This window comes from Caballeronia concitans (assembly GCF_001544615.1).
GTDB lineage: Bacteria > Pseudomonadota > Gammaproteobacteria > Burkholderiales > Burkholderiaceae > Caballeronia > Caballeronia concitans.
Genome location: NZ_FCNV02000004.1, coordinates 26,645 through 51,741, shown reverse-complemented (window position 1 = coordinate 51,741; position 25,097 = coordinate 26,645). Strand labels below are relative to the sequence as shown.

21 protein-coding genes are annotated in these 25,097 nt (G+C 61.2%); 14 read left to right on the top strand and 7 right to left on the bottom strand.

What is annotated here, in order from left to right; genetic code table 11:
- Window positions 1-25: 25 nt before the first annotated feature.
- On the bottom strand, window positions 26-1,174 hold the full coding sequence (locus AWB72_RS12590; RefSeq protein WP_040052415.1) for a porin: 1,149 nt from the start codon (window positions 1,172-1,174) through the stop codon (window positions 26-28).
- Window positions 1,175-1,761: 587 nt separating this feature from the next.
- Here AWB72_RS12590 and AWB72_RS12585 point away from each other — a divergent pair.
- The 6 genes from AWB72_RS12585 to AWB72_RS12560 all read left to right on the top strand — a co-directional run bounded on the left by AWB72_RS12585 (window position 1,762) and on the right by AWB72_RS12560 (window position 6,243).
- Window positions 1,762-2,439 carry a heavy metal response regulator transcription factor gene (locus AWB72_RS12585; RefSeq protein WP_040052414.1) on the top strand — a complete coding sequence of 226 codons (678 nt, stop codon included), beginning with the start codon at window positions 1,762-1,764 and terminating at the stop codon, window positions 2,437-2,439.
- Window positions 2,439-3,857: a heavy metal sensor histidine kinase gene (locus AWB72_RS12580; RefSeq protein ID WP_040052413.1), complete on the top strand. Its 1,419-nt coding sequence runs from the start codon at window positions 2,439-2,441 to the stop codon at window positions 3,855-3,857. Before AWB72_RS12585 ends, AWB72_RS12580 begins: the two co-directional genes overlap by 1 nt.
- Window positions 3,858-4,005: 148 nt before the next feature.
- The gene (locus tag AWB72_RS12575) at window positions 4,006-4,281 is read left to right on the top strand and encodes a DUF4148 domain-containing protein (RefSeq protein ID WP_040052412.1); all 276 of its coding nucleotides are present in this window, start codon (window positions 4,006-4,008) and stop codon (window positions 4,279-4,281) included.
- 152 nt (window positions 4,282-4,433) lie between these two features.
- Entirely contained in the window at window positions 4,434-4,700 is a 267-nt protein-coding gene (locus AWB72_RS12570) for a DUF4148 domain-containing protein (protein ID WP_040052411.1), read from the top strand.
- Window positions 4,701-4,705: 5 nt separating this feature from the next.
- Window positions 4,706-5,131 carry a helix-turn-helix domain-containing transcriptional regulator gene (locus tag AWB72_RS12565; RefSeq protein ID WP_244285607.1) on the top strand — a complete coding sequence of 142 codons (426 nt, stop codon included), beginning with the start codon at window positions 4,706-4,708 and terminating at the stop codon, window positions 5,129-5,131.
- Between the two features lie 485 nt (window positions 5,132-5,616).
- The gene (locus AWB72_RS12560) at window positions 5,617-6,243 is read left to right on the top strand and encodes a tyrosine-type recombinase/integrase (RefSeq protein ID WP_040052410.1); all 627 of its coding nucleotides are present in this window, start codon (window positions 5,617-5,619) and stop codon (window positions 6,241-6,243) included.
- Between the two features lie 480 nt (window positions 6,244-6,723).
- Here AWB72_RS12560 and AWB72_RS12555 read toward each other — a convergent pair whose 3' ends face one another.
- From AWB72_RS12555 to AWB72_RS12525, 5 genes are all read right to left on the bottom strand, one after another.
- Window positions 6,724-7,905, bottom strand: a complete 1,182-nt coding sequence (locus AWB72_RS12555; protein WP_040052409.1) for a porin — start codon at window positions 7,903-7,905, stop codon at window positions 6,724-6,726.
- Between the two features lie 226 nt (window positions 7,906-8,131).
- Window positions 8,132-8,698, bottom strand: coding sequence for a type 1 glutamine amidotransferase domain-containing protein (locus AWB72_RS12545; RefSeq protein ID WP_040052662.1), 567 nt, complete (start codon window positions 8,696-8,698; stop codon window positions 8,132-8,134).
- A 364-nt stretch (window positions 8,699-9,062) separates the two neighbouring features.
- Entirely contained in the window at window positions 9,063-10,211 is a 1,149-nt protein-coding gene (locus AWB72_RS12540; protein ID WP_087128103.1) for a glutathione-independent formaldehyde dehydrogenase, read from the bottom strand.
- A 1,387-nt stretch (window positions 10,212-11,598) separates the two neighbouring features.
- Window positions 11,599-12,909 (bottom strand): PQQ-dependent sugar dehydrogenase, encoded by a 1,311-nt coding sequence (locus tag AWB72_RS12530; RefSeq protein WP_040052405.1) that lies wholly within the window; start codon window positions 12,907-12,909, stop codon window positions 11,599-11,601.
- On the bottom strand, window positions 12,906-13,343 hold the full coding sequence (locus AWB72_RS12525) for a DUF2231 domain-containing protein (protein WP_040052404.1): 438 nt from the start codon (window positions 13,341-13,343) through the stop codon (window positions 12,906-12,908). Before AWB72_RS12525 ends, AWB72_RS12530 begins: the two co-directional genes overlap by 4 nt.
- Between AWB72_RS12525 and AWB72_RS12520 the strand changes: the two genes are divergently transcribed.
- From AWB72_RS12520 to AWB72_RS29660, 8 genes are all read left to right on the top strand, one after another.
- Complete coding sequence (locus AWB72_RS12520) at window positions 13,342-13,650, top strand: response regulator (RefSeq protein ID WP_084593067.1); 309 nt, start codon at window positions 13,342-13,344, stop codon at window positions 13,648-13,650. The genes AWB72_RS12525 and AWB72_RS12520 overlap by 2 nt on opposite strands.
- A gap of 359 nt (window positions 13,651-14,009) precedes the next feature.
- Window positions 14,010-14,711, top strand: coding sequence for a FadR/GntR family transcriptional regulator (locus AWB72_RS12515; protein WP_040052402.1), 702 nt, complete (start codon window positions 14,010-14,012; stop codon window positions 14,709-14,711).
- A gap of 149 nt (window positions 14,712-14,860) precedes the next feature.
- On the top strand, window positions 14,861-16,030 hold the full coding sequence (locus tag AWB72_RS12510; RefSeq protein ID WP_208863140.1) for a porin: 1,170 nt from the start codon (window positions 14,861-14,863) through the stop codon (window positions 16,028-16,030).
- A gap of 57 nt (window positions 16,031-16,087) precedes the next feature.
- Window positions 16,088-16,804, top strand: coding sequence for a ribonuclease activity regulator RraA (locus AWB72_RS12505; protein ID WP_087128128.1), 717 nt, complete (start codon window positions 16,088-16,090; stop codon window positions 16,802-16,804).
- A gap of 146 nt (window positions 16,805-16,950) precedes the next feature.
- Window positions 16,951-18,273 (top strand): MFS transporter, encoded by a 1,323-nt coding sequence (locus tag AWB72_RS12500; RefSeq protein WP_244285606.1) that lies wholly within the window; start codon window positions 16,951-16,953, stop codon window positions 18,271-18,273.
- Between the two features lie 150 nt (window positions 18,274-18,423).
- On the top strand, window positions 18,424-19,629 hold the full coding sequence (locus AWB72_RS12495) for an alpha-hydroxy acid oxidase (protein WP_040052400.1): 1,206 nt from the start codon (window positions 18,424-18,426) through the stop codon (window positions 19,627-19,629).
- A 338-nt stretch (window positions 19,630-19,967) separates the two neighbouring features.
- Window positions 19,968-21,155, top strand: a complete 1,188-nt coding sequence (locus tag AWB72_RS29665) for a methyl-accepting chemotaxis protein (RefSeq protein WP_087128099.1) — start codon at window positions 19,968-19,970, stop codon at window positions 21,153-21,155.
- A gap of 12 nt (window positions 21,156-21,167) precedes the next feature.
- A complete protein-coding gene (locus AWB72_RS29660; protein WP_087128098.1) occupies window positions 21,168-21,641 on the top strand; it encodes a methyl-accepting chemotaxis protein in 474 nt (157 codons plus the stop codon).
- A gap of 334 nt (window positions 21,642-21,975) precedes the next feature.
- On the opposite strand, the gene AWB72_RS12480 is transcribed toward AWB72_RS29660, so the two are convergent.
- Window positions 21,976-24,393 carry an FdhF/YdeP family oxidoreductase gene (locus AWB72_RS12480; RefSeq protein ID WP_040052399.1) on the bottom strand — a complete coding sequence of 806 codons (2,418 nt, stop codon included), beginning with the start codon at window positions 24,391-24,393 and terminating at the stop codon, window positions 21,976-21,978.
- Window positions 24,394-25,097: the final 704 nt, after the last annotated feature.

Sequence of the window (25,097 nt, the reverse complement as noted above, 5' to 3'; positions counted from 1 at the left end):
ATCGTGTCGCGATGCGCGTTTCCCTTTAGAACAAGTGTCGAACGGCGACGCGGCCGACGAACTGGTTGCGCGTCGAAGACGGAGCGTCCGCCCCGGTGATATAAGCCTGATCGAGCGGCGACGCCGCTGCGCTTTCGCCCGCGACGTGCTGATACATGCCTTGAATATAGGCATCCGTGCGGGGTGAAAGCTGATAGTCCGCCATCAAGCCGAATTGATGCCACCTCGGTTTCGAATTTCCCGCCGCGCTGTCGAATTCACCCAGCGTGTAGTTGTACATCGCGCCCGCAAAGAGCGCCTTGGTGAACTGGTACTTGAAGTTCAGTTCGAAATTGTCGAACTTGAGCGAACTTGCGGTGTTGGCGAAGTTGCCGACATAGACGGAGCCGGTGGCATCGTTCAGGTCCGTATGGGTGTAGACGAAGCCGAGCGTCGCGGCATCGGCGACGGCGTAGTTGATGCCCGCGCCCCAGACGCGCTCGCGTCCGGCGAAGAAGGCGGTGTCGTCGGCGGCGAGGGAGCCGCCCGCGTTGGCGCCCGGATTGTTGATCTGCATATACGTGGCCGCGGCGGAGAGCGGTCCCGAGACGTACTGCACGCCCACACTGTATGCGCGATTATTGGCGAAGCCGCCGGCCTGATTGCTGAAGCCGTAGAGACCGCCGAACGTGAATCCGCCGTAGTTGTTGCTCGTGTACTTGACCGCGTTGTTGAGGCGGAACGAGTTGTCCGTGTTGTCGTTATCGAATGGATGAGAGAGCAGATAGCCGGCCCAGTTGCCGTTCGCCGTCAGCGGCGCGATATAGTCGACCACCGAATCATATTGACGACCGACGGTCAGTGTTCCCAGTGTCGCGGAACTCAGTCCCACGTACGCTTGCCGCCCGAACATACGCCCCGACTGCCCGAGCTTGCCGTTGTTCACGTCGAAGCCGTTTTCGAGCTGGAATACGGCCTTGTTGCCGCCGCCCAGATCCTCCGAGCCTTTCAGCCCCCATCTGCTGCCTTGTGCAAATCCACTCGCCAGCTGCGCGTTGGAGTGGCCCCCGACATTGTTCGTGTAGTCAAAGCCTTCGTCGATGACGCCGTAGAGGGTGACGGAAGTTTGCGCCGAGGATGCGATCGGATACGCAAGCGCGCAAAGAGTCGCGCTGGCGAGCAGTTTTCTTTTCATGAGGGAGCCCGTGTTGGTGATGGTCGAACCTGATGCAGCGCGTGTCGTGTTGTCGTCGGCACTGCATGGTCACGGACTGTAATCGGCCAAGGATCGCGACATCGATGCAAAACAGTTTTCCTGTTCGCGTGTAGCGCAGATACATCTTCGTGTCGCCAACGGCGCTTGCGTAATCCGTTATGGCGAGTTTGACGTGCGCTGAGCGTCTACCAAGCATGCGCACAGAAGATCAGGTCTGAAGACATTAATAAAGCTGAGAACGACAGGGAGACCCTTTGACGCCTTTACAGGAGGATGAAGTGGATATGCTGATTATCGCGACAATGTCTGCCCTGTCCGTCGGAATCGCGCGTACCTTGATCATCGGCGAGACTACGTCTCGAATGCTGCGAGATCGATGGCCCTCGATGCGGGTCGGTTTTCGGCGACTTGATTCATGTCGCAAGTTTTCGATCGCGTCTTGCGAATTTGGTGCAACGCGGTAAAGGCAGTCGGGTTCGTCGCCTCGTGCCCGACGCCCTGCACGCTCTTTGCGAAGCAATTGCGTAAAATCTAAGGCTCATCCATCGCTGTCGGCGGGCCCAAGCATGCGCATACTGGTTGTCGAAGACGAGCAAAAAGCGGGCGTCTATATCAAGAAAGGGCTGGAAGAAGCGGGCTATCTCGTCGATGTCGTCGGCGACGGGGCCGAAGGTCTGATTCTCGCGAAGGAAGAGAACTACGACGTCATCGTGCTCGACGTGATGCTGCCGACCATGGACGGCTGGAGCGTCGTGCGCAGTCTGCGCGAAACAAAGGCCACGCCCGTGCTGTTTCTCACCGCGCGCGACGACGTGCAGGACCGCGTGCGCGGTCTCGAACTCGGCGCGGACGATTATCTCGTCAAGCCCTTCGCCTTTGTCGAACTGCTTGCGCGCGTGCGTTCGCTGGCACGGCGCGGCCCGCCGCGCGAAAGCGACCTGATTTCGCTGGGCGACCTCGAAATCGACGTGACCCGCCGCAAGGTGCGCCGCGCGGGCAAGCGCATCGATCTGACGCCGCGTGAATTCGCCTTGCTGCAACTGCTGGCGCGGCGTCATGGCGAAGTGCTCAGCCGCACGCAGATCGCATCCTATGTGTGGGACATGAATTTCGACAGCGATACCAACGTGGTCGAAGTCGCGATCCGCCGGTTGCGCGCGAAGATCGACGACGACTTCGAGGTCAAGCTCATTCAGACCGTGCGCGGCGTCGGCTATGTGATCAATACCCCCGGCCACGATTGATGCATACGCGTTCGCTCACCACGACGCTCGCGCTCGTGTTCGCCGCGACCACGCTCGCGGTGTTCGCGCTGGTCGGCACCTTCGTGTATCTCGCGCTCGCGCATCAGGTGCATGTGCAGGACGATCTGGACATCGTGCTCGCCGCGCGACATACGCGGCGGCTGGTCGATGAATTGCAGAGCTATGCGGATATCGAACGCTATCGCGAACGGCTCGAAAGTCAGGTCCTCGGCAACGGCGCGCTGTCGCTAAAGATCGTCGATGCCGCGCGCAAGCCGCTCGTGCAACACAATGTCGATGCCGCGCTGGCGCAGGTCGCGTTGCCGTCGCGTGCGGTGCCCGTGGGCGCACAGATCACCGCTCAGGCCATCGTCGATATGCACGAAGCCGATGGCGATCCGCTTCGCGTGCTGGCCGTCGACACGCGTCTGACGGACGGCACGCTCGCGACCATCGTCGTGGTGCGCGACATGCGCGATCGATGGATGCTGCTCGACCGCTATCGAGACCGCCTGCATCTCGCGGGCGCAATCGGCGTGCTGCTGACCTTCGCGATCGGCTTCTTTCTCGTGCGGCGCGCGCTCAAGCCACTGCGCAACATGGCGAACAGCGCGGCGACGGTCACATCGGACAAGCTCCATACGCGCATCGCAATGGACAACGTGCCGAGCGAACTGGAACCGCTGATCGCGGCGCTCAACGGCATGCTCGCGGGACTCGAACGCAGCTTCCAGCGCATGTCGCAATTCACCGCCGATCTCGCGCACGACATGCGCACGCCGATCGCCAATATGCGCGGCGCAACGGAAGTGGCGCTCGCGCGGCCACGTTCGACGGACGAGTATCAGACATTACTCGCATCCAATCTCGAGGAATGCGATCGCCTCTCGCGCATGATCGAAAACGTGCTGTTTCTCGCGCGCGCGGAGCACCCGCAATTCGCGCGTCATCTGCGCGGGTTCGAAGCGGGCGAAGAGTTGCAGCGCATCGCCGAGTATTTCGAAGGGCTCGCGGAAGATGCGGGTGTGCACATCGCCGTGCGCGGTTCCGCGCCCCTCAAGGCCGATGTCGAATTGTTCAGGCGCGCAGTGAGCAATCTGCTCGCCAATGCCGTGCGCTACACGCCGCGCGATGGAACCATCACGCTTTCCGTCGATGCGGACGCGGCGTTCGTGCGCGTATGCGTCGAGAACGAAGGCGTGCCCATCGAACCGTCGATGCTCGAACGCGTGTTCGACCGCTTCTATCGCGGTGATCCGTCGCGTGGCGGCGCGGGCGCGGCGAGCGGGTCGGCGGGGCTGGGACTCGCTATCGTGCGGACGATCATGGAACTGCACGGCGGCCGCGCCCACGCCGAAAGCGGCGCGCGCAGCACGCGTTTCGTGCTGTCTTTTCCGCACGCGGCCCCGCGTTCGTGACGCGCAAGATATCAAACTTGTAACGTCAGCGTCAGATTCTGTACAGCGCTCGAATTCCACAATGTCCTCAACGTCGCGAACAACGCAGCGGCGTTCGGAGGGCAGTCACCCTCCGCCATTCTTCCGTGAATCAGTGAGGGTAAAGACGATGAAAAAGTTGATGTGTGCCGTGCTGGCAGCGGCGGCCGTGATGCCGTTCGCAGCGTTCGCGCAATCGGCGCCGGGTGACGTGACGCGTGCGCAAGTGCGCGCCGAACTCGCGCAGCTCGAAGCGGTGGGTTATCGCCCGAGCACGCACGATGCGGATTATCCGCAGGCGCTGCAAGCCGCCGAAGCGAAGGTCGCCGCGCGCGATGCGTACGGCGGCGCGAATGCCAGCACGCAGGCGAGCGGCGCTTCGCATTACGGCGAGGCATCGCAATGAGGCGATGGCCCGTGTACGCGAGCGTTCTCTTGAGCCTCGTTTGGGCGCTGAGCGTCGTATCGCACGATGCCTTTGCACGCGATCACGGTCCGCGCTTTGCCAACTCATCCTCCAATCCGACTTAACGCTTTCAGTTTTTTAAGGAACCGATCATGAAAAAGACGCTTCTTCTGCTTATCGCATCGTTGACCGTTGGCTTCGCAGCACAGGCTCAGGCGCAGACGAGCGGCCTCACGCGCGCCGAGGTCAAGCAACAACTCGTTCAGGCCGAAGCGCAAGGTCTGCTGCCTTCGAACGGCACGAACTATCCGCCAAGCGCTCGCGCCATCGCGCGTAATAAGGCCGCTTTCGCCGAGCAGCATGAAAGCAAGGATGCCACGGCCTATGGCGGCGTCGCCGACACGCAGACCGATCACTAAGCGGGATGCGTACCACACGCAAGGCGGCGCGCCGAACGAACCGCGCGCGTACCGCCGATAGCATCCGCTACACGCCGCCGGATGCCGAGCTGATCGCGCGACTCGGCACCGATCGCGCATTCGCATCCGAATATGTATGCGACGCGATGCGCAAGCTCCATGAGCCCGATGGCTTCACCGCCGCGCTGACGGCCTTGCGCGATGTGGTGAACGCGGCAGGCGGCGTCGGTGCGATATCGCGTGCGGGCGGCGGAAGCAGGCCATCGATTTATCGCGCGCTTTCGCCGGGTGGCAATCCCACGCTCAAGACGCTGATCTCACTGCTCGATACGATCGGACTGAGACTCGCGATCGAGATGAACGAGGGACCGGTGCCGAGTGTGCCGCGTCTGTCGCGCGGGAGGTATAGGGGTAGTCGCGCCGGTGTTTGATCTGAGGGGAGCATCGGAAGGTCGCCTCGGCACTTTTCAAGGTTTCATTTGCGGAGCGAAGGAACGAGCGCTCTTCATCGAGGCAAAATCGACTTTACGTAAAGGAACAGGCCAACCCCAAAGGTTTGTTATTCAGCCCGTTGTGCCGGCGCCATGAAACATTTAGCCGCGAGCTGACCGGTTGATCTGCGTGCACTCGTGATGACGATGACGCGCTGAAAGATAAAGGGCCAACGCAGGACATCTGAAGATCTCGACATAGCGTTGTCATATTTTAATACTTAATTGTAAGCGTCATTATCCGAATAGTGGTGCGTTTTGCGGTCTAGTAATGGGCTTTCTCTTGTGTGCGACACCCCCGAACGGCTGCATTCCTCAGATACGTGCCTTTAAGACGGCACTAACCGGACCGACTGCAATGGGTCGAAGATTGACCATTCCGCAAAGCGCACAATCGATCTCCCTTCATTGAAGAGGAGATTGTCATGGAAACGCTTAATTCTTCCGGCGCTCGTCGGGTGCCGTGGAATAAGGGAAGGCTAACCGGCCAGAAGCCTCCGCTGAAGCTCTGGGAAATCTGGGCGATTCGAACAAGGCTGCAGATGTCGTCCAACGCTCGCGAGTTAGCGATGTTCAACCTTGCGATCGACAGTAAGCTTCGAGCGTGCGATTTGACGCGCTTGCAAGTCCAGGACGTCTACATGGGAGGTCATGTCATAGTTCGCGCGACTTTCATGCAGCAGAAAACGCATCGACCTTTGCAGTTTGAAATCACGGAGCAGACTCGTCAAAGTGTCTCTGCCTGGATTTCGGCGCGGGGATTGAAGCCTGCCGACTATTTGTTTCCAAGTCGACTGCATGCCTCAGCGCACGTGTCGACGCGCCAGTATGCGCGCATCATTCATCGTTGGGTCGCCTCGATCGGGCTCGATGACACCGCGTACGGTACGCACACCATGCGACGAACGAAAGCGTCGTTGATTTATCGACGCACCAAGAACTTGCGCGCGGTTCAATTGCTCTTGGGTCGTACAAAAATCGAAAGCACCGTGCGATACCTCGGGATCGAGGTAGACGATGCTCTCGAAATGGCTGAGCAAACCGAAGTGTGATCGCCGGTGGCCGGCGAGCATGCGCTTGTCGGCCAACAAGGTCGTCTGACCGTGCGCCCTCGTGGACATTCAGATGTCGGCTCCGGCCAGACACCGGCCTGGTGGGTGGGGGCGCGTCGCCGGTTGCAGCAAATAGCTGGAAGAAAAGGCCAGCGGCTTGTCGGCAGGCGACTTGGTCCGGGTCACCGGATAGAAAAAAACCGTCTATCGTGACGCGCCTAAATATTCCTCATTACGGCTGGGAGTGTCTCAGAGAAACTCGCGTCGGCGCGAGTATCAGCGGACTCTCGCTCCGCATTCACTGCGCTATGACCGCCGTTTCTTGTCAACCCGCGACGAGCGTCAAGACACATCTGGCCCGACCCCTGAATCAAGCCGTATCGGTCGTGCCCGGATGAATTTGCGCCGGCACGTGCTTTGCCGGCGCGTACTGCTCCTGTGCCCTTACACAGGAGAAAACCCACTCGGCGTTCAGGTACCTTAGAAGCGGGTCAGGATGCCTACAGCACCCATCACCTGATTGCTCGTCGCGGAGTTACCGCCGGCGTTATACATCACGGCGGTGTTCTTGTTACCGATGGCGTGCTGGTACATTGCTTCACCATACACTTCCGTCCGCTTCGACAGCGAGTAGCGCGCGATCGCGTTGACTTGGTTCCACTTCGGATTAGAGCCGAAGTTCGAGGTGCTCACACCGTTCAGATGACCGTCCGTGAAAGTATCCATCAGGCCGAGATTCAGCGCCGGCGTGAGCGCGTACTTGACGTTCAGTTCATAGTTGTCGAAGTGAGTCGAACCGCTCACCGGGTTCAGGCCGAACGCGGACGTGCCCTGGTACTGGCTGTGCGTGTACACGAAGTTGACCGCTGCCGGGCCGAACGTGTAGCCGACGCCTGCACCCACCGTGCGCTGCACATCCGCTGTCAGGTTGCCGCCGCCAGCAGTTGTCTTGAACTCGCTCGGATCAGCCGCAACGGTCTGATTGGCGGCGCCTGCAGGGCCACTCGCCGCCGCCGAGCCGTTGATCTGGAGGTAGGCCGCAGCCAGTCGCAACGGGCCGTTGTTGTAGCTCGCGCCGGCACTGTAAGCACGATCAACGGCGAAGCTGGTGCTGTTGCTGAACGCGTACATGCCGCCGACCTTGAAGCCGGCGTAGTCGATACTCGTGAACTTCACTGCGTTGCTGAAACGGACAGTATGTTGAAGGTTGTCGTTGTCGTACACGTGCGCGAAGCCCGAGTCGCCGAACGTGCCTGCCGTGCCGGACAGCGGCGCGACGAAGTCAACCATGGAGTCATACTGCCGGCCCATCGTTAGGGTGCCGTATTGATCGGTGCTCAGGCCGACATACGCTTGACGGCCGAACATGCGACCACCCTGGCCGAGTGCGCCGTTGTTGACGTTGAAGCCGTTTTCGAGCACAAAGATCGCATGCAGACCGCCGCCCAGGTCCTCGCTGCCGCGCACGCCGAAGCGGCTGCCGCTGATATTGCCGCTTGCGAGTGCGACGCGCGAGCTACCGTGGCTCGGAGGGCCATTCTGAACGTTGTTCGTGTAAGTGACGCCCGCGTCGATTAGCCCGTACAGGGTGACTGAACCCTGCGCAAGGGCGGCCGACGGGGCAAGCGCGGATACGGTGAGCGCGATCGAGATTTTTTTCATAAACTTACTCTGGCTTGAATTGCGTCAAGGGAGAGACGCGGTTTGACCACGCCGGCCTCCTTGTTGACGCCGTTTTGGGGTATCGACCGTGCCCTCTTCGGATCTCTAAACGCGGACGCAAGGTCGGCGTCATTGATGTACAAAGTGCCCCGGCCTATGACAGCGACGTCGCGCCCTGCGGAACGGGACCGTCGCCGCTTCATGTTCTCGCTTGCGCTCCGCGCGATCATGCGGCATCCCGCCGGCCGCACGCATTGCTGAAAAGCTCAATCATTCCCGGGTTGAACGCGGGGATATCGTCGGGGTTGCGGCTCGTGACGAGGTTTTGGTCGACGACCACTGCCTGATCCACCCAGTCCGCTCCGGCATTCGTTAGGTCGGTTTTGAGCGATGGCCACGAGGTCATGCGCCTGCCGTGCGCCGCACCGGTCTCGATGATGGTCCACGGGCCGTGGCAGATCGATGCCACTGGCTTGCCGTCATCGAAAAAAGCCTTTGCGAAAGCCACCGCGTTCGGCTCCGTCCGAAGCGTATCCGGGTTCAAGACGCCGCCCGGCAGGAGGAGCGCGTCGAAATCTTGCGGCTGGGCGTGGTCGAGGGCGACGTCAACCGGAAACTCGTCTCCCCATTCCGTGAAGTTCCAAGCGCGCACTTGCTCATTCTTGGGCGAGACGATACGCGTCTCGGCGCCGGCTTCGTCGAGCGCCTTGCGGGGCTCGACCATCTCGACTTGCTCAAATCCGTCCTCGACGAGGATCGCAATCTTGAGTCCCTTAAGAGTTTCAGTCGTCATGTTCCAATCTCCTATGATGAGCTTCGCTTCGAAATACCCTTCGTCTGCGGCTAACGTCTGGGCCTCAGTCCCGCAGTGATCGCGCCGTGGAAGTCGGTAGCCAAGCTGCATTGCCTTGCCGGCCGAGGGGGCCCAATGACCGCTCCGTTGCATAGCAACGATGCCGCTTGGCATCATATAGCCCTCCTTTTCGTTACGGCCCGCGATGCGGTCTGGCCTGTGCCACTGCATTCCTCGGAAATGTTTCTTACACATGTGCCTAGCCCCGAGAATGTGACGAGTCGCGGACCTGCACCATGGGTGCCAGCGCCCTGATTCAACTGGCCGCTTCGCGCTCCTAACTCGAAGTCGCCGCGTTACCTCGCTAGCCTCCGGGGTGCAAGACAACCTTCGTCCAGCCATGTTCGCGCACGTCGAAGTGTTGATAGGCGTCAGGCGCCTCATCGAGTTTCAGCTCGTGCGAGACAATGAACGAGGGGTTGGCGCGGCCCGCGTGGATCAGGTCGCGCAACTGCCGGTTGTATGCCTTAACGTTGCACTGGCCAGTAGCAATGTGCTGCCCTTTGAACCAGCACTTGCCCCAATCGAATGCAATCTTTCCCTGCTTTGCTAGTTCGTCCTGCGCGCCCGGATCCTCTGGCACGAACACGCCGACCACTCCGATCCCGCCCGTGAACTTAACTGACGACACCAGGTTGTTCATGGTCAGATTGGGATTTTCGTGGCGGTGCGGCGACGGATCGTGGCACTGGTAGCCGACGCATTCGCAGCCCACGTCCGCACCCCGGCCGTGCGTCAGCTCCAGGACACGCTGAACCGGGTCTTCCTTCGAATAGTCGATTGCAATTGCACCAATGGATTCTGCAAGCTTGAGCCGATCGGGGTGGCAATCGACGACCATGACGCTGCAGGCTCCTTTGATCATGGCCGAGTGGGCAGCCATTAGACCTACCGGTCCGGAGCCATAGATCACCACGGCGTCGCCGGGTCGCATGCCGGCGAGTTCGGTGGCGTGCCAACCGGTCGGGAAGATGTCGGCGCACATCACGTAGTCGGTCTGCTTCTGCGCTGCGTCGGGCGGCAGCTTTAAGGACATGAAGTCCGCCCAGGGAACACGCAGAAATTCAGCCTGGCCGCCCGGCCACGGACCCATGTCCGCGAACCCAAAAGCGCCGCCTGCGATTCCCGGCTGGTTTGCGCTCAGGCAAAACGCAGTGAGACCGCGCTCGCAGTTCTTGCAATGGCCACAACTTATATTGAATGGCAGGCACACCCAGTCCCCAGGCTTGATTCGCTCCACGGCCGGCCCTACCTCCACGACCACGCCAAGATTCTCGTGACCGAAGATGCGACCTTGCTCGAAGTCCGTTCGACCTTCGAACATGTGTAGGTCGGAGCCGCAGATGTTTGTGCTGGTAATTCTGACGATAGCGTCGGTAGGACGCTCAATTGTGGGATCCGGAACATTTCCAATCGCGACGTGGCGAGGACCACGGTAAACAACCGCTTTCATAACTATCTCCCAAAAAGGCGACTGCAAAAGGCGCGAGCCGCACGACCGGCCTGGCGGCTACGGCGTCGACAAACAGGCAGGTATTCCTGTCGGACGGTTGGTCTCCACTATGGGCACATCCTTTTTGAGGCTCACGTCCTGTCGACTTCGTTCAAATCATTTCCCGTCTGGTCGAGCACGTAAGCGATAACGGGCCATGACATCGCCAGCTAGATCGTGGAGTAGGATTACTAAACGCTTAACGCGATGTGAAGTGCTTGTGGCTCGTGTCGCCTCTGCCAACGAAACAGCCATCCATGTGCCCGCAGTCGTTTAAACAGACACGTCCGGCTACTGATGCCAAGCGGGAGCGATGAACACTGCGTGCCGCATTCATCGGAGTCGGGGTTTATGCGTTACTTTCGTGAAACCGGCCGCCATTCCGGACTTACTGCGGTTCTCGCTGACAGTCCTTGTCGCGGCTAAAGACCGGGTCTCGCCGGTGCGCAGTCTCTGCAAGTGTCGATTCCGGTAGGCCGCCTGAGCGTTCGCGCAGTATCGGAGACAAGCGACATGACAAGAATGGGACGCGACGGCACGACGAATGCGGGACCGTGCGCGTCGGGCGAGCGGTGGCTCGTAGCGATCGACATAGGGAGGCAACAATGAAACGCATGACAGCCAGGATTCTGGCTTCGGCGCTCGGGATGGCGCTGTCAGTGAGTGTCTACGCGCAGGCCGGCGGGGCCGGTGGTGGTGGAGCAGGCGGTGGCAGCGCAGGCGGCGCTGGCGGGACGGCCGCAGGAGCCGTCGGTGGTGCCGGCGTGGGCACCGGCGCGGCTGGCGATGCGGGCCGTGGCGGCGCAGGCAACCCCGGCGGTCCAGCGGGCGGCAACGCTGGCGCGGCGGGCGGCATGACGCAGGGCACGGGCATTGGCGCCACGACGAATGGCTCGTCGAATCGGTTTAACGGTAGCGCAACGCAAAAGGGCACCGGTTCTAGAGCGCCCTATTAGGGAGTTGCCGTCGCAAAGAGGTCTCAGGATGTGGTCGCAGTCGTAGTGTCGGAGCCCGGGGCCGTCATTTGTGTCGGAGCTTCTTGCGTTCCCCGGTGAATTGCGCGGGAGATCCAAAGCCGTGCGTGCCGCCTGCTGCAACCGGGAAGACGGGCGTGGAGGATATCATCGACGACATCGCTGCGACGAGGGTGGGCGAAACCAAGAGCGCTGGCCCTCGCCACCGAGTCGGTCAGGAAGGCCACAAACTGTTCGCTGGTGTGGCTCGCCGCTGTTTTGGCCCGTATCTAGCCGGTTGCGGTATCGAATGCGGCGAAGGTCTTCGCGGCCCGCTTCTGAACGGACCGAAGATTCGCGTACCATTGCGTCGGCCGCTGCCCAAAGTGCGCTTGTCATTGTGCCGTCACCCGCCACACGGCGTTGCCGACATCGTCAGCGATCAGCAGCGCGCCCTGTTGATCCTGTGCCAGTCCGACCGGCGCGCCGTACAACACTTTCTCGTCGTCGGAGTGAAAGCCCGTGACGACGACCCGGGGCACGCCAACGGGTTTGCCCTGCTGGAACGCCACAAACACGACTTCGTAGCCGCTGAGGGGCGAGCGGTCCCAGCTGCCGTGCTCGCTGACGAACGCGCCCCCGTGGTAGGCCGCCGGCAGCGCGTTGTTTGCGGAGAAGAGCAGCCCCAGCGCGGCGACATGCGAGCCCAGAGCATAATCTGGTTTTAGCGCTTTCGCGACCAGGTCTGGCCGCTGCGGCAAGACGCGACGGTCCACGTTCTGGCCGTAATAGCTGTAAGGCCATCCGTAGAATCCACCCTCCTGCACGGAGGTCATGTAGTCCGGCACCAGGTCTGCGCCGATCTCGTCGCGTTCGTTGACGATCGCCCAGAGCTTGCCGCTTTGCGGTTCCCACTGCAGCCCTGTGGGGTTGCGCAGACCAGCAGCGTAGATGCGGCTTGCACCGGTGGCCGCGTCTACCTCCAGCACATCCGCGCGCCGGTATTCGACTTCCTGCCCATTCTCGGTGATATTGCTGTTCGAGCCCACGCCGACGTACAGCTTCTTGCCGTCCGGGCTCGCGAGCAGGGCCTTCGTCCAGTGGTGGTTGATGGTGCTGGGCAGATCCGCTAACTCCACGCCCGGCGCCGTGATCTCCGTTTCCCCCGCGTGGTAGGGAAATTTCACGATGTCATCAGTGTTCGCAACATACAGGGTGTCGCCGATCTGTTGCACTCCGAAAGGCGAGTACAGGTGGTCGATGAAGACGTGCTGTTCCCATTCTCCGCCACCGGGTTTCGGGCGAAGCAGCGTGATGCGGTTGCCGCCCTTGCCGCCTTTGCCGGAGCGGTTTTTGACCTTGCCAGCCATCAACTGCTTGGGGGTGGTGACCGGTTCCGTTCCCGGGCCATTGGCTTCGACCACCAGCACATCGCCGTTAGGCAGCACAAGCAACTGCCGCGGATGCAGCAGGCCGCCCGCGATCCTCTGGATCTTCAGCCCAGGGGCCACCTTAGGGCTTTGCCCCGGCCTCCAGCCGACTCCGACGGGCACCTGCATGGGAGGCATCAAGAAGTTCTGCGGAGCAGGCAGCGGCGGGTTGTCGCCCGACTGCTGCGCGGTATCGAGCTTGGCGTTTCCGCTGCAGGCGGCCAGTACTGCGCTAAATATCAGCGTTAAGACGCTCTCATAGGTGACGTTGTTCATGCCATACCTCGCTCTGCGGACGGCTGAACCGCCACGACGATGCGGCCGATGGCCAGAAGCACGACCGTGCAGGCCGAGAGCCAGAGGCCGGCGGGCATCATCGCGTACGCGTCGCGACTGTGAACGAACGCGTTGAAGATCGCCGCGGCGATGGCGAACAGGTTCAGCCAGAAATCGAACCGGTCAGCGCGCAGAGCGCTGCGGCGGGACGTGATCCAGACCTGCGCCAGGTTGACCAGGCGCGGGACGACCGCGAACAGCAGGCCGAACACGATGAGCCACGCCGCGCTCTTGCCCCACTGCACCTCGGTCGTGAGGAAATAAAGAGTGTCGAAGACGAATGCGGCAACGAAAAAGCCGAAAGGAATCGGATTCAGGACGCCGTAGACGGCGCTGGCAACGACCGAGCGATACGGGAGGGGATGGGTGCTCATGCGCGCTCTCTCGATTAGTGGAGGAACCATTGCTCTTCGGAAACAGTGCAAGCGGAACATTGACGCAGCATTACGTGTGCCGTCTGACTGGAACATGCCCAACATGGACGGGCCGACGCCTCTGCAGGAGATTCGCAAGTCGGAGGCTCTCGCACAACTGCCAGTGTTAATAGTGACGGCTGAGAAGAGGCGTGAACACGTATTTGCAGCGATTCGCGCCGGTACCAACGGCTATATCTTGAAGCCGTGCTCCGAGGCTGCGCTCCCAGACAAGTCGGCTCAGATTGCGCCGTTATCAGCAAGCTAAGCCCCGACCGAAAGTGTCTGCATGACTAATTGAATTAACTGCAGCTGCGTAAACTGCAATGGCCCAACACTGCCCAGTCTAATACGACCTCGAGCCAAGCGCGGGCACGCCGACAGAAGGCTTTCCGCGCTTCGCCGTGATCAAAGGCGGTGAGGCCGCGCTCGAGGCTACGATTCTCGGTGCACCTCAGGTTACGTCAAGCGCAACACTCGATAGTGCGGCGGAAAGGCTGCTGTTGCCGACGTTGATGAGCAGACTCTGACGCAAGCAAGGCAGCGGACGCGCCACCCCATATGGAGGTTTGACCTTCGTCGCAACACTGTGGTATTGTCCGACAATCTGATCAACTGCACGTATCGATGCTCCAGCTTGAACGCCCTGATTCGCTCGTCCAACGTGTTGTTGGCGCTATACGCGCGGAAATTGACGCGGGGCATCTGCCGGCCGAATCGCGCCTGCCCACCGAGCAACAGCTTTCCGAGCGACTTAACGTCAGCCGTTCGGTCGTCCGCGAAGCCATTGCGCAACTGAAATCCGATGGGATTCTCGTGGCGCGGCGCGGTGCCGGGTCGTTCATCTCTCAGACTCCTTCGGGTACGGTCTTTCGCTTGCCTAGCCAAGCCGGGCGCAAACTCGACCTGGCCCAACTTTTTGAAATGCGCTTATGGATTGAAACGCAGGCGGCGACGGCTGCCGCACGGCGTCGCACTCCGGCCGACCTCAAGCGCATGAAAGACGCCATTCGCGAAATGGAGAAGAAGCGCAACGACTTTGAGGCCGCTTCTGCAGCCGACGTGGCGTTTCATCGGGCGATCGCCTCTGCAACCAAGAACGAATACTTTCTCGCCTTTCATGATTTTCTGCGCGGGCAACTGGCCATTGCGCGGCGCGCCCAGTGGGAGAATACCGCGCTGAGCGCCGGCGATTACGCGCAGCGCGAGCACGGGGAACTGTTCGACGCGATCGAGCGCGGCGACCACCGAGCCGCTGCGGCGTCCGCTGAGCGGCATCTCCGGGCTGCGGCCAAACGTCAAGGCATAGAGCTTCCTTCAAACGACTAGCGGGGCCTGGATCAGCGTCCTCAGGACACGCCGCATATCCCTTCGCGCATAATTAGTCTGACAACCTGATAATAAGACGAACAGTATTTTCCACAACGACACAGAGGGGACACCCGATGAGAAAGCAACCACCAACCTATTCGCCGCAAATGACGCGCATGGCGTTCGCTGCATCATTTGCCTTCGCCATCACCGCACCGGCGCACGCACAAAGCACGGTAACGCTGTACGGGATCATCGACGAAGGCGTGAATTACACGAGCAACGTCCAGACGAGCGCCGGCCATGGCCACAATCTCTACAGCATATCGAGCGGCATCCTGAGCGGTAGCCGCTGGGGCCTGCGAGGCGTCGAGGACCTCGGAGGTGGCATGAAGGCTGTCTTCGTGCTGGAAAACGGTTTCGACGTGACCAACGGTAAGCTCGGACAGGGTTCACTTGAGTTCGGCCGCCAAGCTTATGTTGGACTCTCGACCCCGTTCGGTGCGGTGATGATGGGGCGTCAGTACGATCCGGTTGTGGATTACGTGCATCCACTCATGCCGAGTGCATTGTTCTCGGGAAGCATCGGTGCGCACCCGGCCGACCTCGATAACCTCAACAACGCAAACCGCATCAACAATTCGGTGAAGTATCGCAGCGCGAACTACGGTGGTTTCTCTGGAGAAGGTCTGTACAGCTTCGGCGGCACCCCGGGTAGCGTGGGAACGAACCAGATCTGGTCGGTGGGCTTCGGCTATTCAAGCGGACCGCTTAACTTGGGAGCGGGTTATCTAGTAGCACGCAATCCGAACGTGTCTTTCTTCGGCACCGCCGTCGGCGCGACGGCTGCAAGCAACAACTTCGGCAGCTCGCCGGTCATCAACGGCTACGCGTCGGCGCAGAGCCAGCGGATTTTCGGCGCCGGCGCCACTTATGCAATCGGCCGCGCGACGCTCGGCGCAATCTACTCGAATACGCAGTTCCGGCATCTTAGCGGCGCGATATCACCTCTGAACCCCGCAGGAGTGGAAGGGACGGCGACGTTCAACAGCATCGAAGCCGACTTTCAATATCAGTTCACACCCGCCCTGTCGCTGGGAGTCGCATACAACTACACGGCTGGCAACAACGCAAACGATGCAAAGTATCACCAGGGTTCGATTGGTGCGGACTACGCGGTGTCCAAACGGACCGACTTCTACCTGATCGGCGTGTTGCAGCACGCGTCGGGCATCGATTCGACGGGGCATGCTGCGCGCGCTGCGCTCAACGGCCTAACACCGTCTGCCTCCAATCAGCAGGCGGCCGTGCGAATCGCGATTCGCCACAAGTTCTAAGGCGGCGCCGAAGCCGCGCTAATCATCCACTTCCAACAGGACCGCTCCGTGGATCCGATACACGCTCTCACCCCCGAAAACCGGTCGCGCCTTCGTGGCGTCAGCATTGCAACGCTGACTACAGCCCTCTTCAAGCGCGGCTTCAGCAACGCCTGTATTCAAGGCGTCACGCCGGTCAACCCTTTAGCCGCGCGGATGGTCGGCGAGGCTTACACGCTGCGCTATATTCCGGCGCGCGAAGACCTCGACACGCTGTCCGTATTTACGGACCGAAACCACCCTCAACGCCGCGGCGTCGAAGAGATCCCGCCAGGCCACGTGATGGTCATCGATTCGCGCAAGGATCCGCGCGCGGCATCCGCGGGCGGCATCCTTGTCACGCGGATGATGATGCGCGGCGTGGCTGGCGTCGTAACGGACGGTGGATTTCGCGACACGCCCGATCTGCGCAATCTCGACTTTCCATGCTATGCGGCTCGCCCATCGGCGCCGACCAATCTGATTCACCACCATGCCGTTGATCTCAACGTGCCTATCGCCTGCGGGGATGTCGCCGTTTACCCGGGGGACATCATCGTAGGCGATGCGGAGGGCGTGGTCGTCCTTCCCGCGCACGTCGCCAACGAAGTCGCCGAGGAAGCCGCCGCGATGACCGTCTTCGAAGACTGGGTGGACGCTCGCGTCCGGGAAGGGCGGGCCACTTTCGGCCTCTATCCGCCGGATGAGGCGACCCATGCGGAATTCGAAGCCTGGAAGGCACAAAGCGGCCAGTAAGGTGCCGAGCGGGGCGTGCGGCAAAGGGTGGCCCAGTGAGCGCCATCGCAAGCAATGCCTGCGTGGCCGTTTCGACCCGCCGCGCGGGACCGATTGATTGAATACGCCACGGCGAGCGGCGAACGCCGCCGGGCTTGGAGACTATAGTGACGAACCGAAGTACCGACTCTGAACTGTTCACGCGCGTCGCATGGCGGCTGGTGCCGCTCCTGATCGCGATCTTTCTTACTGCGTATATCGACCGCGCGAACATCGGCTTCGCCAAGCTGCAGATGCTGACCAGCCTGCACATGAGCGAAGCATCCTACGGATTCGCTTCGTCGTTGTTCTTCATCGGCTATTTGCTATGCGAAGTGCCGAGTAATCTGGCAATGCATCGATTCGGCGCGCGGCGATGGATTTCCCGCATCATGTTGACGTGGGGACTTGCCACGCTGCTACTCGCGTGGACGCCATCCGAGACCGTTTTTCAGGTCTTGCGGTTCCTGCTCGGAGCTGCTGAAGCGGGACTCTACCCGGGCATCATCCTTTACCTTGGCATGTGGTTTCCAGAGCGTCAGCGCACCGGCATCATCGGGTTGCTCACGCTCGGCAGCAGCATGGGCAATACGCTCGGGTCGCTCATCGGCGGCTTCTCGCTTGAACTGCACGGCCTGTTGGGCCTTGAGGGCTGGCAGTGGGTATTTCTAACCACCGGAACGCCGGCGGTGCTACTCACTTTCGTCTCGCTGTATTTCTTGCCCGATAATCCCCAGTCGGCGCGGTTCCTCAGCGATGCCGAGAAGCTTGTGATCGAGGACAGCCTGCGTCGCGATCCCGCGCCGGCGCACGTAACACAAGACAGGTGGTCGCTCGGATCGCTGGCGATCGTCGCCTTGTTCTCGATCGGTTATGGCACCATCTCGATCGCCATCTATGGCATCGCCTACTGGCTTCCGACATTGGTGCGCGGTTTCGGCGTATCAAGCAGCGTCAACGGCATGCTCAACATGATCCCCTGGCTCGTGACTTCGCTGATGCTGCTATGGCTGCCTCGTCGCCTGCGGACGCCGCGCGCGGTACTCATTGCGGCGTTCTGCGCGTCGTCGTTTGGCATTATCTGCTTCATCGCGAGCGTCGGGCCGTTCTCGAATGCGATGCGCTTTGCAGCCCTCTCGCTTGGCGCCCCCTGCCTGTACCTCATGATCCCATGCTTCTGGGCACTGCCGCCGCGGCTCTTGCCCGCATCGTTCATGAAGGGCGCGGGCGGGGCTGCCGCACTCGCTGTCATCGCGGCCGGGTCGAGCGTCGGCGGATTTCTCGCACAGAACATCATGCCGTGGGTCGGCAAAGTAATGCACAGCGCCTCAGCGCCGATGCTGGTGCCTGCGTTCAGCCTGCTGCTGCTTGGCATTGGTGCCCTGGCGGTTTGGCTCAGGCTCGGGCTTGGTGGGCGCGGCCAAAGGGAGTCGCTCCCCGCTGCTCGCTGAGGCGGCTTGCGCGCTATGCGGACGCCCATGCGCGCAATGCGTCGCTTCCGCCGTGAAGGTGCGGGTCGCAATGCGGTCCGTTTAACATTGCGCAAATGAGAAGGCCAGGTGGCCGGGCTCTTTGTATCGTCGAACTTCTGCTGCATCGCCATGACCAAGCGAAACGCCAACGTATCAACCCGCATGCGCGGCTTCCTCTCACTCGCCGATTTTGAGCCGGCCGCCAGGCGCCGGTTGCCGCGTCCACTGTTCGGCTATGTCTACGGGGCGACCGAAGACAACGCTTCCCTTGCCGACAATAGATCCGCCTTCGATGAACTGGGCTTTGTCCCGCGTGTGCTCCGCAACGTATCGCAGCGCAGCCAGGCGACAGAACTCTTCGGTGTGCGCTATGAGTCGCCCGTCGGCATTGCCCCGATGGGCATCAGTTCGTTGACGGGCTACCGTGGCGATCTTGCGCAGGCGAAGGCCGCGCAAGAATGCGGGGTGCCGATGATACTCAGCGCGGCGTCCCTGATCCGACTCGAGGAAGTGGTCGAGGCCGCCCCCGGCACGTGGTTCCAGGTGTACATGCCGAAGACCTTCGCAGATATGCGCGCGCTTGTTGAGAGAGTCAGTGCGGCGAAAGTCTCCGCGCTGGTCGTGACAGTTGATTCGTCTGTCGTGCCCAATCGTGAAAACAATCTCCGTACCGGCTTCAAAACGCCGCTTCGGCCCAATCTGCGACTGCTTCTCGATGGCATCACGCATCCGACATGGTCGCTATCCACGTTCCTTCGGACGATGCTCCGACACGGCATGCCCCACTTTGAGAACGCGTCCGCAGTCCGCGGTGAACCACTGCTGTCGCGCGAAGCGAACCGCGATTTCAGTGGTCGCGAGCATCTGGACTGGGACGCGATTCGCGAGATTCGTGCGCGGTGGAAGGGGCCCCTGATACTGAAAGGCATTCTGCATCCGGGTGATGCTGCGATGGCTCGCGACATTGGCGCTGATGGCGTCATCGTGTCAAATCATGGCGGGCGCCAACTGGACGGCTCAGTGTCGCCAATCCGCATGCTTTCGCACGTCGTGAAGGCGGCCCCGAACATGACGGTGATGATCGACAGCGGGTTTCGTCGCGGCACCGATGTTTTGAAAGCAGTGGCGCTCGGAGCGAAATGCGCCTTCATCGGACGGCCGATGAACTATGCCGCGTGCGTGGCCGGACAAGAAGGTGTTGAACATGCAATCGGCCTGATCAACGCGGAGATTCGCGCAGACATGGGATTACTGGGTGTCACCCGTCTTGACGAGCTTGGTCCCCAGTTCCTACGGCTAAAAAGGTTCGATAGCGGTGATCTGTGCTGTGCCTGATCACGGTTATGCTGTGCTGTTTTTGTTTTTTGGTAGATCAGACCGCGATGCGCTAGCCTCGCTTCGAACGCGCTGTGCGGGGTTTTTCCGATCTCGAAGGGTTGTTAGAAGCGTTGCTTATGCGCTCGGACGGGAAGAGCACGGTGAACATGCTCGGCGGCAGTCGAACCTATGCGGACAGCACCCGCCACAAGCCATGTAGAACACGCCTGTTGGGTAAAGAGAGACGTCGAGCACTTGACATCACGCGGACGTACAAATATTGTCAGACAACCTGATTAATACGCTCGCGCAGCCTCTCCGGTCGAGACGTCGCGATAGACCGCTTCCTACGACCGATGTCCTACCAGGATTACTTAGAAGAACGTCTGCCGCAGACGCCGAGGAACGGCAATCGGCTCAGATTGATGCGGCTGGTCGATGAAGAAATGACACGGCACCCGGCTCGGCGGTTCGAGCGTTACACGAGGATAAACAAGATGCCAACACTATCCATACGCGCGCGACTTAGCGCCGCGATACTTTTGCTGTCAGTGCTGCTGATCATTATCGGCGCGCTCGGCGTGACCGGTATGGCCCGCAGCAACGACGCCAACCGCGAGACGTACGAAAACCGGCTCGCCAGCACACGGCTCATCGGCGATGCCGAACTGTCGATCAGCCGGGAACGGACCACCGTGGACCGGATCGCCTTCGATCCGACCGCACCGACCGTCGAGAAAGACGGGGCCACTTATCGCATGCTCAAAGGGCAAGGCATGGAGGCCTGGAAGCAATACCTCGCCTTGCCCGCCACGTCCACAGAAAGCAGGCTTGCGGCTGTCGTCAATGCGAAGCGCAGTCAGGTGCAGAACGAGCTTGACGCGTTCGCGGATTCAGTTGAGGGCATGGACGGCGCTGCCGTGAAAGTTGCGCTGAAGAGAATCGCTTTGGCCAATACCGACTATGTCACGGCAAGCGCGGATCTCAAGCAGCTTCAACGCGACGAGGCAAAGGTCCGATACGCCGGTGCAGAAGCTGGCTTTCGGCACTTTCGCGCAATAACTGTTGGTACCGCGGTGCTCGGCTTGCTTGCCGGTGGATTGATGTTAGTGTCGCTACGCCGCGCAATCAGCGGCCCGCTCAACGAGGCATTGAAACACTTCGACCGGATTGCGGCGGGTGATCTGTCGCAACGAATCGAAGTCCGTTATCCCGATGAAATGGGTGCGCTGCTAACCGGGCTTTCGCGCATGCGTGATGGTCTCGCGAGCACAGTGAACGCGGTGCGCCGCGCGAGCGACACCATCGCAACGGCCGCGCAACAGATCGCCTCTGGCAATCTCGACTTGTCTTCGCGCACGGAACAGCAGGCGGCGTCATTGCAGGAAACGGCGGCAAGCATGGAAGAGCTGACCGGTACGGTAAGGCAAAATGCTGAGAACGCGTCGCAGGCGCTGACGCTCGCGACCACCGCTACGGAAACTGCCCACGATGGCAGCAGTGCGGTAGAGGGGGTCGTGGCGACCATGGCCGAGATCGATTAGAGCTCTGCGCGCATTGGCGACATTATCGCGATTATTGAAGGTATCGCCTTTCAGACTAATATCCTTGCTCTCAATGCGGCTGTGGAAGCAGCGCGTGCGGGTGATCAGGGACGGGGATTCGCGGTGGTAGCTTCCGAAGTGCGAACGCTTGCGCAGCGCTCGTCGGCGGCGGCCAAGGAGATCAAGGAATTGATCGAGACGTCGAGCGGAAAAGTCCAGGCGGGCGGTGCGCTCGTGAACCAGGCGGGGGACCGCATGCAGGCCATCCTTATCAGCGTGAAGCAGGTGGCCGATATCATGGGCGAGATATCAGCTGCCTCGTCCGAGCAAAGTTCGGGTATCGAGCAGGTCGCTCGTGCGGTGGCGCAGATGGATAGGGCGACTCAACAGAATGCAACACTTGTGGAGCAGGCGGCATCAGCGGCGCAGTTGCTCGAGCAACAGGCGCGGCAGTTGAATGAAGCGGTCGCGGTGTTCCGTCTCTAGACAAGCGGTCACACCGCCACCGCAAGCGCACTGCGGACGATAAAGATTGTGGACGGCGTCGCCGAGAGATACTCCGTCTGCAAAGCACGCGCTCGCCACCTCTGTCGACTGCTATCGACCGTCCGTCGCACTGGCTTCGCAAGGTCTAAATTGCAGCAAGGTGACCGGGAATGTGCAATAGTGGCTTTTACGCGGAGGCCGGCGATCGCTATCGAAGCTGGGCGAGCCAGCAAGCGACTCGCCTCCAGCCTCCGCCCCGGTGCTGAGATGCTTTCGACGTTCGAAGGAAGCACCCGCCAACATCAATCAGCGGCACTTGGCGTTTCAGCGTCGCTCATGACGGCGTACCGGTCGTTCGCCGATGCGCCGGCATCTCCGCCGCCACGGTCGCGCCGGTCTTGTCGTTGGGCACATCTCCGTGCTGCCACGTTTGCGCATCCGCGCTGACTTCGCAATCGCCCTGACTCAACGAAAGCAGCACGGGAATCGACTTGTACGACGGCGTGCCGCTGCGCGGATCGTTGTCCGCGAGCGATACGAGGCAATTCGCTTCCGGGTAGTAAGCGGCGATGGACCCCGGCGCGATATCGAACGCAACCGCCGTCAGCCCGCAAAGCCGCCGCGTTCCGCCGATGCTCACCGTGCTTTCGATCGTCTCCAGATCGACGAGATCGCCATGCTGCAAGCCGCGCGCTTCGAGATCGCGCTCGTTCACAAAGACCACATCGCGACGCCCGGTGATGCCGCGATACCGGTCGTTGAAACCGTAGATCGTCGTGTTGTACTGATCGTGACTGCGGATTGTCGCGAGAATCAGCGCATCGTCACGATCCAAGCGCGGGTCCATCATCACGCCCCGGTGTGCGATAAACCGCGCGCGTCCGGCCGGTGTATTCCATTGACGTGCGGCCGCCGCGTTGAAAAGGCGAAAGCCGCCGGGGTCCTGAATGCGCTCGTTGTATCCGTCGAACTGCGGGAAGACCGCTTCGATCAGACCGCGGATGCGGCTGTAATCGGCTACCCAGCCGTCCCAGTCTAGCGAATCGTCGTCGAGCGTGGCTTTCGCCATGCGCGCGACAATGGCCGGCTCCGAAAGCAAATGCTCCGACGCCGGCGGCAGCGAGCCGCGCGACGCGTGCACCATCGACATCGAATCTTCAACCGTCACGGATTGCGGCCCGCTCGCCTGAACATCCAGCTCGGTGCGGCCGAGACACGGCAGAATGAGCGTCTCCTTTGCCGTGAGCAAATGCGATCGATTCAGCTTCGTCGAGACATGCACGGCGAGGTCGAGCTTGCGCATCGCATCGAAGCAAACTTTGGTGTCGGACATCGCGACAGGCAAATTGCCGCCAAGACAGATCAACGCTTTCGAGCGCCCGTCGCGCATTGCTTCGATAGCGGTGATCGCGCCATGACCATGTTCGCGCGGCGGCGAAAAGCCGAACACGCGCTCGATGGAATCGAGCATGTCCACCGGCGGCACTTCCGTGATCCCGACGGTGCGATCGCCTTGGACGTTCGAATGGCCGCGCAACGGGCAAATGCCTGCGCCGTCGCGGCCCATGTTCCCGCGCATCAGCAGCAAATTGACGATCTGTTGCACGTTGGCCGTGCCGCTATGGTGCTGCGTAACGCCCATGCCATAGCATGCGATGACGGCCTTGGACCCGGCATATAGCTTGCCGACATGCTCGATGTCGGCGCGCTCCACACCCGATGCATTGACGATCTCGCTCCACGCAGTCGCGTCGAGATCTGCGATGACTTCTTCCAGTCCCTCGGTATGCGCGTCGATGAACGCGCGATCGAGCACGCCTTCGCCGCCCTTTGAGATGCTGTCGCGATCGAGCGCGAGCACCGTCTTCATCATGCCTTTCAAGAACGCGACGTCGCCGCCGATCCTCAACTGGATATAGTCGGTGGCGATGGGCGTCGAGCGTCCAGTCACCATCTCAACGGGATCTTGCGGCGATGCGAACCGTTCGAGCCCGCGCTCGCGCAGCGGATTGAGCACGACGATCTTCGCGCCGCGCCGGGCCGCGCTGCGCAATGTCGCGAGCATGCGCGGATGATTCGTGCCGGGATTGTGGCCAATGCAGAAAATCGCATCGCAATGATCGAAGTCTGCAAGCGTCACCGTTCCCTTGCCGACGCCGATCGCCTCGGGCAAGCCGACGCTCGTCGGCTCGTGGCACATGTTCGAGCAATCCGGGAAATTATTGGTGCCGAAGCGGCGCGCGAAGAGCTGATACAGAAACGCCGCTTCATTCGATGCACGCCCCGACGTATAGAACTCTGCCATATTCGGATCGGGCAGGGCCCGAAGCGCCGCGCCGATGCGCTCGAACGCTTCGTCCCACGAGACCGGCACGTAGTGATCGCTGTCGGCGTCGTAGCGCATCGGATGGGTGAGGCGGCCTTCGTCCTCCAGCGCGTGATCGCTCCAGTCCCACAGTTCCCTCACCTTGTGCTGCGCGAAGAATTCGGGCGTCGTGCGCTTGGTCGTGGCTTCCCACGAGACCGCCTTCGCGCCGTTTTCGCAGAACTCGAACGACGACGTGCTGCGCGGGTCCGGCCACGCGCAACCGGGACAGTCGAAGCCTGCTGGCTGATTGACCTTGAGGAGCATCGTCGCTTCGCGCGCCACGCCCATCTGATGCTTCAGCGCGCGCGCCACTGCCTGCAACGCGCCCCATCCGCCTGCGGGCCCACCGTAAGGGCCGACGCCCGGCACTTCTCGCTTGCTCATCGCTGTCCTCCTTGATCGGGTCGATCAAAGGCAGCAATGGCTATGCCGATGCCGCGGCATGCTCGGCATGCCTGACAGTGCGCTTACGCGAGAAACGAAGGAGATCGCGAAATGCGGCCGCTCGCTCACAAGGAGGCTACCGATGAGAGCGCTATCTGGGAAGGCAAGAGGCAAATCCGGTTCGTCGACGGGAACATGCGGGTCTTATGACGCTTCGCGTCTTGCACCAGTCGCGAAGGATGAGTAGAAACCCATGGCCGACTGTGCCACATCGCGCACAGGAGCACCGCCGGTTTGGCACTTGTCGAAGTGCATGTTCGTTGACGTCATAGCTACTTTTCACTGCCCCCGCGACGCGGTTGGGGCGCTGGAGAGGATGGCATCAGTTCAGATCGTGTGCACGGCGTAGAGCGGGGCGGGCCAGCAGATCCCCGAGCGGAACGCTCCCTGTGAGAAGGACATTGCCTCTAAGAGGCCGAATACGTAGTGCACGGCGAGCACCTCGGAAGCCATTTTCCTGCCGCCAGTTCGTTCCTCCAGGAATTGCCGCAGCCGAGAACGGCGAACCGCATCGTGGTGACCATCCGCGACGGCTGGCGCTGGCTCGCCGCAGCGCGAATGGTCGAGGCGCTATGCACGCATGGAGCGCTTGCCGCACGCGCCAACAATGGGCCTGGAGCCGCTCACCGCAAAGAGCGTTGATG